Genomic DNA, 13,524 nt, shown 5'->3' with positions numbered 1-13,524 from the left:
ACCAATACCTTAAATAATAAACCAATTTAGCAGTTACGTTGATTTAATTATCAACTGGTTAATTCAACTTGCATAATTATCGCGTCTTCGGCTGGGAGTTGTGCTGTAGCAGCGTAATAGCTTTTACGCACGGCAATCTGCCGATAGCCCAACTGAGTATATAGAGCGAGTGCAGCTGAATTAGACTGACGAACCTCAAGCCATAACTTGTCTGTACCACGAATTAACAGCTGACCAACAAAATAATGATGTAGTGCTTTAGCTATACCATTTTTCCTTTGCTCGGGCGCAACACAAATATTCATTAAACACGCTTCACCAGCAATCCAATCGGCAATTAAAAAGCCCAAAACTTGGTTGTTTTCTATTGCGACAAAATTAATGTAACGAGCAGATAGGCAAGATTCAAATAAAGATAACGACCAAGGATCTGGCTGGCTGACAACTTCTATTTGATGAACTTGTGCTAAATGTTCAGCAGCCAACGAGACGATTTCAATCATTTGACGGAATCACATCAGCAACTGACTAACAAGCTGCCAAAATGCTTTTTTATCTTCAGCTTTAGTTAGATCAAATTTGAAAAAAGTGTTGTCGATAGCTTGGTTGAAAAGCAATTTTTCAATTGTGATTCTTTGGTTAGTTTGCTGGCTATGTCGATAGTTTAATTTAGTCTGTTGCAGCCAAGTGGTTAGCGCGGCAAGATCATCGGCATGAATATTCACGAGTTCCACTTGTGTGGATGTTGGCTGTGATGTCACTTTGCTAATTTCAGGCTGAGTTTGTGAGTCAATTACCGGCTCCGATGAAGTCGCGGGCCGAGTCAAACCAATAGCTGATTTTATTTGCGCTAAATGATCTATTTTTTCTGCAGTTTGAGTATTTTTATCGGTGGAGATTTCTGAAACTTTTTCAGATTCAATAATACTTTTTGGTTTAAAAGTATCTATGTTTAATTCGGCAAGGACTGCCATTTGATAAGTGTTTAACTGCGACATAACAAATCTTCGAAAGACTGGCAGGGGCGGAGGGACTCGAACCCCCAACCATCGGTTTTGGAGACCGCTGTTCTACCAATTGGAACTACACCCCTATCGAGTTGGTGCCGATTATACATAGGCTTTTTGATGTGTAAAGCAATTAATTTCATATTCTGTGCGTTTGCTTATTTTATAGGCGACGGCCAAGTTTATTATGTTAGATACCTTATGCTTGTTTAGACATAACGGCTTCAATCACATCATTTAAGTCTTCTTCTTCAAAATCAAAAAACTCTAATAATTGTTCTTTGACCACTAACCATTCTTCACTTACTTCCTTGCCTTTTTGTAGATCTAACACAATATGGCGAGAAATTTTTAAAATAGCCAATAACCATAAGCCAACACGAGTTAATTCAGATGTAGCAAAAATACCGTCACTATCATGCTGATAATAAATCACTTCAACTAAGTCTTTAGCCAGCTTCCAGCGTTGCGCTAACAAAGCACCAATTGTTGTATGATTAGTCTTAAACCGCTCACGCTCCAGTGCGAGTAGTTCACTGCCCCAACCTACATCTTCAGCTTTGTGCATAATCGCCGCAAATTCTGGATAATTAATCACCATTACCGGAATACCTGCATCGTGAAACAAGCCCAACATGTAAGCATTATCTGCTAGCTGAGGTTTTTCTAATTGATTACAAACCATAGCACAGACATTAGCAACATCGGTTGAATCTTGCCAAAAAGTTGCAAGTTCATCTCTAGCTGCCATAGCACTTTTTAATGCTACGGCTTTAACGATAGGGAATACTCGTTTTAACCCTAAAACCATTACAGCTTGGTCGATAGATTTAATTTCTTTAGCTCGGCGAAATGCCGCTGAATTAACCACCTGCAATACCGAAGCTGAGATTGCTATATCACTCGAAATTGCTTTAGCGATCACAGCCACATCCGGCTCTGGCTTTTTAGCCTCTTCACTCACTTTTAACAACGCTTCTGGACGAGGTGGGATCGTGACGTTTTGTAACATCTGTTTTTCAGCTGCAGTAATTTTAATTGCCATGAAATTGAATACCTTAAGTCACGCGTGTTGCATTCACCTAAGGTTAAACTCTGTTAACGATTGGAGCAAGTATTTAGAAGGATTAAAGCTCGGGTGCAGTACAAACAGGACATGCAGGGTCTGCGGCTAAGTTAAATTGACGATTTTGTTCTGACCAGATATCAATAACAGTTAATTTGGCGAATGAACAGGATTCAGGTTTAACCACGTATTTTACAAACTCAAGCGCTTGTTTACTGCCCATTAAACCCAACAATGGCCCTACCACTCCTGCGTTGCTGCAATTTAAACCAGCTTCGTCACCATCAAGATCTGGGAAAACACAATGGTAACAAGGTGATGTTTGTTGTTTAAAATTAAACATCATAAATTGGCCTTCGCCACGAATGGCCGCAGCACTAATGAGCGGCACTTGAGCTTGCACACAAATTTGATTGATGAAATAGCGGCTTGAAACATTGTCGGTGCAATCTAATACAGCGGTCGCATCTTTAATAACTTGCTCAAAGTTACAATTTTCGACCTTTTTGCCAATTGCTTGTACTTGAATAAGTGGATTTAACGCCTGCATTTGATTTGCCGCCATTTGGGCTTTTTCACGGCCAACATGATTGGTTTTATATAAAATTTGCCTTTGCAAATTGGTAACTTCAATTGTATCTGGGTCGATAATAGTAATTTTACCAACACCAGCAGCAGCTAAATATAAACAGACAGGACTACCTAAACCACCAGCGCCAACCACGACAGCATGCGCATTTTTTAATTTAATTTGCCCACCTTCGCCAATTTGACTTAATAATAAGTGACGGCTGTATCTTGTGGCTTCTTGGTCGGATAATTTGTCCTGCACTATTTAGCTCCGTTTAAATTAAACACGAATTCAGCTCTAGTATATGTCAAAAGCAAGCTTGAATAATTGATCTATTGCAAATCACTCTTAAACTTAAGCCTCGACAATTTGCTGTAAAGTTTTAAACGCATCTTCCGGCGACTCAGCTTCAGTAATTGCTGTAACCAAAGCAATAGACCCGACCCCCGTCTGTTTTACTTGGTGTACACGCTGCAAATTAATACCGCCAATAGCGACAACAGGCAAATCTTTGACTAAGTCTAAATAACGTTCAAGACGGACAACACCTTGAATTTGCCCTGTCATATCTTTGGTTTTGGTTGGATAAATTGCCCCAACCGCAAGATAACTTGGTTTAAGTTGTTTAGCCGCAAGTAATTCATATTCACCATGGGTACTAATGCCCAAACGTAAACCTGCTTGTTTAATTGCCTGTAAATCAGCATCGGCTAAATCTTCTTGACCTAAATGTACGCCATAAGCTTGGTGTTTAATCGCCAGTTGCCAATAGTCATTGATAAATAATCTAAAACCATATTGCTGACTTAAAGTCACAGCTCGCTGAATTTGTTGCTCTATTTCTGCTACAGCCAAGTTTTTTAAACGCAGTTGAATGGTTTTAACCCCGAGTGGCGCTAATCTTTCAATCCACTCAATATCACCGACGACTGGGTACAAACCTAAAGATAATGAACCACAATCAGCAAAATTATCGGCGTAGTTAAATTTGCCTTCAGTGCCTTGCTGCCAATCTAATTCATCCGCTAACTTAGAATCTGTTTGTAATATACTTGGATAATCTGCCAGTTTATTTGGCCAGTTACCTTGGCGAATAGGCCCATATGCGCCTTGATAATCTTTAGCTAAACGCAAACCTTGGTTAATGTATGCTTTGGCGACAGTGACTGCATCACGCAATAAATAACCTTGCGCAAACAATGCGGCAATAGCAGAGGCATAGGTGCAGCCTGTACCATGGGTATGCTCAGTATCAATGCGTTTTGACGCTAACCAAAACTGTTGCTGACCATTATCTGCCATATCAACACAATATTCTTTGTCGATATCAATGTGGCCACCTTTTAGGGCTACAGCACCAACACCTAATGCCATCAACGCCTGAGTTGCATCTAACATGCTTTGCCAGTTAATAATATATACACCAGATAATCTTTGCGCTTCATTAGCATTTGGCGTTAACACATCGACCAAAGGCAATAACTTTTGTTTAATCGCAGGTAAAATATCTTCTTCTGCTAAATTGCCACCAGCGGATGCAATAGCAACTGGGTCGTAAATAACTTTTGGCATTGGCATACGTGCAGCATAATCAACTAACCATAGTGAGATAGCATCAATTTGCTGCACATTGGCTAACATACCAATTTTGATAACTTGTGGTGGGCGGTCAATTGCTAATGCATCTAATTGAGACAGCAATACATCAACCGAAACAGCATTGATTTCTTGTACACCAAAAGAATTCTGTGCGGTATTCGCCGTTATAACTGTACTGACGTCACAACCTAAATTGTGCATGGTTTTTAAATCGGCTTGAACACCGGCACCACCAGAACAGTCTGATCCGGCTATGCTCCAAACTATCGGAAAATTTTGCATGTTAACTTAACTATTTTTATCTATATTATTTTTTGTCTATAACTGTTAGGACTGATGCCAAAATGGCATGCCTAAAGTTGGGGTACTTGGCTGCGCTGTATCTTTTTCCGGCATTTTACCGGCTAAATAACCAAAACGCCCAGCTTCACAAGCAGCTTTAAAGGCTTGTGCCATGACAATTGGATCTTGCGCTTGCGCAACTGCTGAGTTTAATAAAATTGCATCATAGCCCAATTCAAATGCTTGTACCGCATCTGACGGTTTACCAATACCTGCATCAACCACTAGCGTAGTTTGTGGAAAACGATTGCGGATAGCCGACAAAGCATACGGATTTAATAAACCTTTGCCCGTACCAATTGGCGCGCCCCAAGGCATTAATACTTCACAGCCCAATTCAACCAAATGGCGACAAATCACTAAATCGTCAGTGCAATAAGGTAAAACTTTAAAGCCATCGTTAATTAAAATTTCAGTCGCTTTAACTAAATCAATTGGGTCGGGCTGAAGATTATACTCATCCCCTACTAACTCTAATTTCACCCAATCGGTCTCAAAAATTTCTCGCGACATTTGCGCCAAAGTCACAGCTTCTTGAATAGAATGACAACCAGCTGTATTGGGTAATATGGTTAAACCCAAATCTTTGATTTGTTGCCAAAACATATTACCACCACCAGATTCCGGTGACTGGCGGCGAAGCGACACAGTAACAATTTGCGCTTGTGAAGCAGCAATTGAATCTTGCATCACTTTGGGTGACGGATATAAAGCAGAGCCAATTAATAATCGGCTGCTAAATTTTTGCCCGTATATGTCTAACAAATCTGTGTTTACATCAATAGCCATATTAACCACCTTGCACTGGTGACAAAATTTCAATTGAATCTTGCTCAGCTAAATTCCAGCTTTCGTGCTGGCTTTTTGGCACAAATTGGCCATTTACAGCCAATGCAAAAGGGGCTGATGCACCAAACTCTTTAACTACATCTAACAAAGATTTTGTTTCGGTAACTTCGACCGTTTGGCCATTTATTTTTAATTGCATAGTGACAATACCTGTGGGTTTATCTGAGTATGCGAATTTTCATCTAACACAGCCAAAGCTTGTTCCATAATAGCTGGAGCCAATAAAAAGCCGTGACGATATAAACCATTAATTCGCATTAAACCTGCTTGATTAAAGATTTTTGGCTCATTATCAAACAGGGTTGGTCGCAAACCACTTTCAATTTCTAAAATTTCTGCTTCGGCAAATCCCGGATGTACACTGTATGCGGCAGACAATAATTCCAGTGCAGAGCGCACAGTTGGTGGTTTATCTGACTGCGACTCAATTTCAGTTGCGCCAATTACATACTGGCTATTCGGTTTAGGCACAATGTAAATAGGGTATCTTGGGTGCATTAAGCGTACGGGTCTTTGCAATTTAACTTCAGGCGCATATACCCGTGCAACTTCACCGCGTACACCACGTAAAGTTTTAATGTCTACGTTTGCCCCCATACCTCGGCAATCAATAACTAAATCGAAATTTAGTTTTTTGTCTGCCAACACAACTTGATTTGGTGCCACTTCAACTTGATTGAGCCAGTGCAAAGCGACTTTATTGTCTCTCAGCGCCTGATTCAGCGCTTGATATAAACCACGGTTATCAATTTGCGCTTCTGTGGGTAAATACACCCCTTGATGAAACCGTCCTGCTAACTGCGGTTCTACTTCAGCAATTTGCTCGCCAGATAACCACTGCACTTTGCCGTTATTAACATCAGAATCAGTAGTAGGTTGATCATACAACTTTAACCTTTGGTTAAAACTGAGCAAATCCCCTTTGTCTTGCGCGTGCGCAACAATCAGGCTGCCATTTTGTTGATAAAAAACAGCTTGCGGTAACTGCTTTAATAACTGCGGCCACAACTGCAACGAGCGCTCGCCTAAACTGCTAACTAAAGCACCAGAAATGACCGACTCTGCAACAGGTGCAACCATAGCCGCAGCTATGTAACCCGCGCTGCTTTTACCGGATTCATCACCCTTTTCAAACAAGCTGACTTGATTTAACTGACCGTTAGTTCGGCTTGGCAAACTCAATTGCCAAGCCAATAAACGCCCAAGTAAACCACCGCCTACAACGGCTATATTCATCCTGCTAACTACCTAAATTTAGAAGCAATAAATTAAGCTTTATGATAAATCTCAGAGCCTTTTTCACGGAACTCTTTCGACTTTTCAGCCATACCTGAATTAACGTCAGCTGGCTGAATTTCAATCGCCTGAGCTTCAGCTTCTTGCGCTTCTAAACCTGCAGCGTAGTCACGTACTTCTTGAGTAATTTTCATTGAACAGAATTTAGGACCACACATAGAGCAAAAGTGCGCAACTTTACCTGATTCTTGTGGCAAGGTCTCATCGTGGAATTCACGAGCACGCTCAGGATCTAAACCAAGGTTAAATTGATCAATCCAACGGAATTCAAAACGCGCTTTTGATAATGCATTATCGCGAATTTGTGCACCTGGATGACCTTTAGCTAAGTCTGCTGCATGCGCGGCGATTTTGTAGGTAATTAAACCTTCTTTAACGTCTTCTTTGTTTGGTAAACCTAAATGCTCTTTTGGTGTTACATAACACAACATAGCACAGCCATACCAACCAATTTGTGCCGCACCTATACCAGAAGTAAAGTGGTCGTAACCAGGTGCGATATCTGTGGTTAATGGGCCTAAGGTATAGAAAGGAGCCTCATGACAGTGTTTTAATTGCTCAGTCATGTTTTCGTGGATCATATGCATAGGAACATGGCCAGGGCCTTCAATCATAACCTGTACATCGTGTTTCCAAGCAATTTTAGTTAACTCACCTAAAGTGCGTAATTCACTAAATTGTGCTTCGTCATTGGCATCCGCAATTGAACCTGGGCGTAAACCATCACCTAAAGAGAATGAAACATCGTACTGTTTCATAATTTCACAAATCTCTTCAAAATGCGTGTACAAGAAGTTTTCTTGGTGATGTGCTAAACACCATTTCGCCATGATAGAACCACCACGCGAAACAATACCGGTCAAACGTTTGGCTGTCATAGGTACATAACGCAACAATACACCCGCATGGATAGTGAAATAGTCAACCCCCTGCTCTGCTTGCTCGATTAGAGTATCGCGGAAAACTTCCCAAGTTAAATCTTCAGCAACACCATTTACTTTTTCTAAAGCTTGGTAAATTGGTACTGTGCCAATTGGTACTGGCGAGTTACGGATAATCCATTCACGCGTTTCGTGAATATAACGACCAGTTGATAAATCCATTACTGTATCGCCGCCCCAACGCGTTGACCATACTAGTTTTTCTACTTCTTCTTCAATTGACGAAGTAACAGCAGAGTTACCAATGTTAGCATTTACTTTAACCAAGAAGTTGCGACCAATGATCATAGGTTCGATTTCTGGGTGATTAATGTTTGCCGGAATAATTGCACGACCTTCAGCAACTTCTTTGCGAACAAACTCAGGCGTTATTTCGTCTGGTAATTTAGCGCCCCAAGCTTGGCCTTTGTGCTGTTGCAATAAAATTTGCTCTTTAACTTCCGCACGTTTCATATTCTCACGAATGGCAATATATTCCATTTCAGGAGTAATAATACCTTGGCGAGCATAATGCATTTGCGAAACATTTTTACCGGCTTTAGCGCGGCGAACTTTTGGTAAATGGTCAAAACGAATGTGATCTAAACCATCATCAGCTAAACGTTTTTGGCTATAGTGAGAAGTTACCGAGTCTAATGCTTCGGTATCGTTACGCGCATCAATCCACTGCTCACGAATACGCGGCAAACCTTTGTGAACATCAATAACAACTTCAGGATCTGTATATGGACCAGAAGTATCATAAACATTAACCGGCTCATTTTTTTCAAAAATAGGATCTTCCTTAGTACCGCCAGCAAAAGTGTCAGAAACACTGATTTGACGCATAGGTACACGGATAGAAGGATCGCTACCTTCAACATAAATCTTTTGTGAATTAGGGAATGGTTGACCAGATAAGCTACTGATAAACGCTTGCGCTTGTGCGCGTTTTTCTCTGCGGTTTGGTTGTGACATATATTTGCCTTTAATCATTAAAGTAAATTAAAGACGGAGTGTGGCTATCGACAAGACATTATACTGAAACGTATCTTGTTCCCTACGCTGGTATAAACCAGATCAGGTTCGACGGATCCCGCTATTGCGATCTCAGCCCTAAGGCACTCCGACAAGTAAAATCACGACAAAGTATATAGTTTACGGAATAATTTAAAAGCTTAATCAACAGAATATTTTTATATAATCAACATAGCAGACCAGTAATATGGCTAATCACTTGTAATTTTTATGCATTAAATCAATAATCAATTCATTCATCGAGCCAAAGCTTTTGTCAGCAGGCATATCGATAACACACGGAAAAAAATGAACCCTGAACTGATTAAAAACGCCAATGTTCTGATTATTGACGATCAAGCTTTAGCGCAAGTTTTCTTAAAACAGTCGTTAGAAAAACTCGGCTTCGACAAAATTATGGTTGCGGAAAGCGCTAAACATGCTTTGCGTTTAGCGGACGAAAGCCAGTTTAACCTAATTATATGTTCATTTAATTTAAGCCGTGACAAAGACGGTTATCAGCTATTTGAAGAATTAAAAGCCAAAGGCGCAATTAAACTTACCACAGCCTTTATTTTTACCAGTGCTGAAACAGATGCAGCCTTGGTTAATAGTGTGGTTGAACTGCAACCGGATGACTTTCTTGCAAAACCTTTTACTGCTAAAGAATTAAGTGACCGCCTACGCCGTGTATTAACCCGTAAACATAAACTGGCTAAAGTTTATTGGGCAATTGATAAACAAGATTACATTGAAGTATTGGAGCAAGTTGAGTCGTTATTAATGGACCCTAAAGCGGCCAATCTGTATCCGTTATTGATGCGTATGAAAGGTGACGCATTGCTTGCTTCAGAAAAATATCAGCAAGCAGCACAGTTTTACTACGAAATAATCACCTTACAAAAATTTACTTGGGCTATGGTCGGTTTGGCCAAAGCTTATTTAGGTTTAAACAAAGAAGATGCAGCGATTAACATTTTGGAAAAATTAGTTGCTAAACCTTCTACGCGTTTAGCCGCATTAGATTTGCTCGGCCAGTACTACATAAAACATGATGAGTTTGAGCTTGCGTACCAAAAATTGCAAAACGCCAGCGAATTGTCACCACGCAACATAGACAGACATAAAAACGTTGTACAGCTTGCTCGATTAGTACACGACCATTCAGGCCAATACGATGCAGCTAAAGCCATGCTCAAATATGCTAAACGTTCGTTTCATGAAACACCTGATTTATATCTAACCGTTGCACGTGCGGGCATTGATTATGCGCTAACCCTACCTGAACAAGAGTCAGCTGTAATTGTACGTCAGTCGGAAAAATGTCTAGAAGCAATGAAAGATCAATTCCCTTCTTCGGTTGAAAACAAAGACAAAATATCTATTGTGCAAGCGCGTATCCATTATTTAAAAGATGAAGAAAGCAAAGCAAAACAATTGGTCGCAGGCGTATTAGAACACGAAGACAGTGGTAACTTAGAAGATTATATTGATAAAGCCAAAGCTTTTCACGAACTCGGTTTTCAAGACCAAGCTTTGAATATTTTGGAGCATATTCATCAGCACCATACACCGGACAACTCAATTAGTGACAAAGTATTAACCACTTATTTAAACCAAGAAAAAAGTGAAAAAACCGATATTCCATTTACGCCAAGGCAGCTGAATAATATTGCAGTGCAACTATATGGAAAAAAACAGTATCCAGCGGCTATCCAAGCTTTTGCTGATGCACTTAGGCTGATGCCAAAAAATGTCCGTATTGCATTAAATATGTTACAAGCTTTGGTTGATCAAAAGTTTCGAACACAACTCACTGAAGCGCAATTAGCTTTGTATAACAATGCAATTAGCATTATTTCTGCACAGCAACTGCCGAATGAACAACAAACTCGTTATGAAAAATTGCTTGAGCGTAGTGCCCAAGCACAAGAGGCACACATGAAAGATTAGGTTTGGTAACCTGAATTCAGGTTAAATACCATTTTTCGTATTCAATAAATTTGAAAGTTGCAACACCTTGCACACTGTCATTACAGCGTTCAAAATGTCTGAATAAACCGCCTGGGCTAACTAAATGACAATAGCCTTGATAACAAGGTTCAACAGCCCATTCATCATGACCACCGTTAATACTGTCTATCAGTACTTCACCACTCACTGCATTATAAATTTGATACAAACCTATGTCATGGCCAGCTCTAAACTTCCACATTGCATTTGCCGCATTGGTTTGTCCAGTCAGCTTCAACTGACCTTGCTCCGCGATTAAACACAATCCATCTATCGTTTTAATTTGCCAATTCCTTGAAGTGTACGGTTTAGTCGCTGCTTGCTGCGTAACTTGCATACAAAACCCTCAACTGCTTTTATCAAAAAAAGTAAAAGGGCCATGCCCTTTTGACTTAAGCCTAGTTGAATGAAAATAGATTGCAGAAATGAAATATTTGCGAGGAGTAACTGACCAAAAGTCTTGTTATTTAAGTAATTACAGGTTTAAAGTAGAATCATGCAGTTAGCAAAACAAGCCTAAGTTGCTTTGCTAACAAAAAGAAATAACATATAACAATTTATTAATTAAAAAATTACTTATTCACACAAAATCGGAACAACTGACCATAAGACGGGTGTTCTAGCCAAAAAACAGTCGCCACAACCAGCCACTTTGTAAGTCTTCTTCACAGCGTTTTAATTGCGCACCATAAGTTTCTGCACGACGCTGTACTTTAAGTGCTACATTTTGTAACCATTTCTTTTTACTATAAGTTTTTTTGCGATAACCACCCCAACCTTCGTGGTAGTTCAAATATTGTTTGTTCGCATCCCATTTTGAAACGCCGTTAATTTTATGCGTTTTATAAATAAACCAACCCATAAAATCTATCGCATCTTCAAAGTCGTCTCTGTCGGCCCAACCATTGCCTGTTTCACGTTTATAGTCATCCCAAGTCATTGTTTTAGCTTGTGAATAACCATAGGCGCTACTGGCACGACCAATCGGAATAAAACCTAAAAAATACTCCATTGGTGGCTGAGCATCTGATTTAAAAGAACTTTCTTGGTACATCATTGCCATTGGAATATGAATTGGCACACCCCACTTATCTCTAGCATCAGCTGCCGCATCGTACCAGTCTCTATGCTCATAAAAGATTTCACATAAATCATCTGGCTTCTGTGGCGGTGACGTTGCACAGCCCGCAAGCGTTGCGCTAGCAATCAACAGTCCCATATATAATTTGAATTTCAGCATATTACTATTTTGCAAAATAATCATTTAAAAAATCGGCAAACTCAGCTTGTGGTGTTTGCTCTATAGCTTGTTGTTTAACCACACTTTGTTGACTGGTTTGCTGCAAATATTCTTGGCTAAACTGCACATAATCACGCTCAAGCGCTGCTTGTTTAAACTCAGCAGCAATATTTAACCCTAAAGTCGCATTATCCCAACCATTGCCTGTTAACGCAGCAACAATTTTTCCGGAAGGGGTTAACTCAGGGTTTAATAGTTTTTCTCTTTGAGTATTTAACGCATTTTGATAATCATTCGAGTCAGCACCATCAAAGTAGCTCGCCAGTTGGCTAAGCTCTATCATTATTTGCTCGGCCCAATCAGTTAACGCAATTTTTTCGCCTGATTTATCTAACAATACCCCAGGCTTACGTCCATATAATAATGTTTGCTGCAAATTAGCTGCATTTAAAAATTCACTACAGCTGTGAATTTCTGGCGATTCACTGAGCACACACCAAGTTAAAAATAGATCTAAGAATCTGATTTGTTCAATATTAACACCGGCAGGAGAAAAAGGGTCAATATCCAAAGCTCGCAGCTCAATATACTGAACCCCACCGCGTAACAAAGCATCCGTTGGTTTTTCACCACTGTTGGCGACACGTTTTGGACGAACAGGTGAGTAATATTCATTTTCGATTTGCAAAACGTTTTTGTTCAACTGCTGATATTCACCCTGTTCACCTGCTTTGATGTGGGCAAAATCCGCTGATGGCATTTTTATCGCTTGTTTAAGTCCGTGAATATACTCAGCCAAATTATTGTAGCGAATACTTAAAGCCGCTTGCGCTTTATTGGTATATCCCAAATCACTTAAACGTAAAGCCGTCGCATAGGGTAAATACGAGGTGCCTTTGCCAACTGTTTTAAACGGATAATTAGACTTTTTACCTTTTAAGAATGAACCACATAATGCAGGAGAAGCACCAAATAAATAAGCTAAAATCCACAAATGACGTTTGATATTTCTCAGCACAGCCAGATATTTAGCCGAAATATAATCTTGCGTTAAATTTTGCCCTTCCGACTGAGCCAACTCTTGCCAAAAACTATCAGGAAATGAAAAGTTAAAATGCACACCAGATATCACCTGCATATAACTGCCATATCTATGTTTTAGACCTTCACGATAGAGGGTTTTCATTTTACCTATATTCGAGCTGCCGTATTGGGCAATTTGAATATCTGCTTCACAACCAACAAAACACGGCATGCTCATAGGCCATAACAGTTCATCACCTTGGTGGCTGTAAGCAAATTTATGCAAATCGATTAATTGATCTATGCTGGTTTGCGCATTGTTCTCAACAGGCGTGATAAATTCTAACAAACTTTCTGCATAGTCAGTTGTTATGTACGGGTTAGTTAAAGCTGCGCCTAAAGGCGCTGGATGAGGTTGTGTCGACAAGCGTCCTGTGGGCGTAATGCGTAATGCTTCTTTTTCGATACCTCTATTTAAACTATTGGCATACTGCACACCATGTTGTTGAAAAAATAGTTCAATCGAATCAGCTAAATTCACGCAATTTTCCTCAATAAAAAAGATGGTAAACAAAATACCC

At 39.9% G+C, this 13,524-nt stretch carries 13 protein-coding genes, 1 tRNA gene and 1 riboswitch; of the genes, 1 reads left to right on the top strand and 13 read right to left on the bottom strand.

Annotated features, from left to right (window positions below):
- Positions 1-50: 50 nt before the first annotated feature.
- The 10 genes from rimI to thiC form a co-directional block, all read right to left on the bottom strand.
- A complete protein-coding gene (gene rimI / locus WSC_RS0115175) occupies positions 51-503 on the bottom strand; it encodes a ribosomal protein S18-alanine N-acetyltransferase (protein WP_016956794.1) in 453 nt (150 codons plus the stop codon).
- 9 nt (positions 504-512) lie between these two features.
- Positions 513-998 (bottom strand): hypothetical protein, encoded by a 486-nt coding sequence (locus WSC_RS0115170; protein WP_016956793.1) that lies wholly within the window; start codon positions 996-998, stop codon positions 513-515.
- Between the two features lie 18 nt (positions 999-1,016).
- Positions 1,017-1,093, bottom strand: a tRNA-Trp gene (locus WSC_RS0115165).
- A 113-nt stretch (positions 1,094-1,206) separates the two neighbouring features.
- On the bottom strand, positions 1,207-2,052 hold the full coding sequence (locus tag WSC_RS0115160) for an HDOD domain-containing protein (RefSeq protein WP_016956792.1): 846 nt from the start codon (positions 2,050-2,052) through the stop codon (positions 1,207-1,209).
- Between the two features lie 82 nt (positions 2,053-2,134).
- Entirely contained in the window at positions 2,135-2,905 is a 771-nt protein-coding gene (locus WSC_RS0115155) for a HesA/MoeB/ThiF family protein (RefSeq protein WP_016956791.1), read from the bottom strand.
- A gap of 93 nt (positions 2,906-2,998) precedes the next feature.
- Complete coding sequence (thiE, locus tag WSC_RS0115150) at positions 2,999-4,525, bottom strand: thiamine phosphate synthase (protein ID WP_016956790.1); 1,527 nt, start codon at positions 4,523-4,525, stop codon at positions 2,999-3,001.
- Positions 4,526-4,570: 45 nt separating this feature from the next.
- Entirely contained in the window at positions 4,571-5,374 is an 804-nt protein-coding gene (locus WSC_RS0115145) for a thiazole synthase (RefSeq protein WP_016956789.1), read from the bottom strand.
- A 1-nt stretch (position 5,375) separates the two neighbouring features.
- A complete protein-coding gene (gene thiS, locus WSC_RS0115140; RefSeq protein ID WP_016956788.1) occupies positions 5,376-5,573 on the bottom strand; it encodes a sulfur carrier protein ThiS in 198 nt (65 codons plus the stop codon).
- Positions 5,564-6,670, bottom strand: a complete 1,107-nt coding sequence (thiO, locus tag WSC_RS23020; protein ID WP_016956787.1) for a glycine oxidase ThiO — start codon at positions 6,668-6,670, stop codon at positions 5,564-5,566. The genes thiS and thiO overlap by 10 nt, the downstream gene beginning before the upstream one ends.
- 32 nt (positions 6,671-6,702) lie before the next feature.
- Complete coding sequence (gene thiC / locus WSC_RS0115130) at positions 6,703-8,628, bottom strand: phosphomethylpyrimidine synthase ThiC (protein ID WP_026016876.1); 1,926 nt, start codon at positions 8,626-8,628, stop codon at positions 6,703-6,705.
- Between the two features lie 62 nt (positions 8,629-8,690).
- A riboswitch (TPP riboswitch) is annotated at positions 8,691-8,789 on the bottom strand.
- A gap of 187 nt (positions 8,790-8,976) precedes the next feature.
- Here thiC and WSC_RS0115125 point away from each other — a divergent pair.
- Positions 8,977-10,620 carry a response regulator gene (locus WSC_RS0115125; protein ID WP_016956785.1) on the top strand — a complete coding sequence of 548 codons (1,644 nt, stop codon included), beginning with the start codon at positions 8,977-8,979 and terminating at the stop codon, positions 10,618-10,620.
- 16 nt (positions 10,621-10,636) lie between these two features.
- Here the strand turns inward: WSC_RS0115125 and WSC_RS0115120 are convergent, their stop codons facing one another.
- The 3 genes from WSC_RS0115120 to gshA all read right to left on the bottom strand — a co-directional run bounded on the left by WSC_RS0115120 (position 10,637) and on the right by gshA (position 13,484).
- The gene (locus WSC_RS0115120; protein ID WP_016956784.1) at positions 10,637-11,017 is read right to left on the bottom strand and encodes a hypothetical protein; all 381 of its coding nucleotides are present in this window, start codon (positions 11,015-11,017) and stop codon (positions 10,637-10,639) included.
- Between the two features lie 282 nt (positions 11,018-11,299).
- Positions 11,300-11,920: a transglycosylase SLT domain-containing protein gene (locus WSC_RS0115115; RefSeq protein ID WP_040394798.1), complete on the bottom strand. Its 621-nt coding sequence runs from the start codon at positions 11,918-11,920 to the stop codon at positions 11,300-11,302.
- A 4-nt stretch (positions 11,921-11,924) separates the two neighbouring features.
- On the bottom strand, positions 11,925-13,484 hold the full coding sequence (gene gshA / locus WSC_RS0115110; RefSeq protein WP_016956782.1) for a glutamate--cysteine ligase: 1,560 nt from the start codon (positions 13,482-13,484) through the stop codon (positions 11,925-11,927).
- Positions 13,485-13,524 lie beyond the last annotated feature (40 nt).

Origin of the sequence: Catenovulum agarivorans YM01 (genome assembly GCF_000281085.1) — a bacterium.
Taxonomy (GTDB): Bacteria; Pseudomonadota; Gammaproteobacteria; order Enterobacterales; family Alteromonadaceae; genus Catenovulum; species Catenovulum agarivorans.
This window is presented reverse-complemented; position numbering and strand designations above follow the sequence as displayed.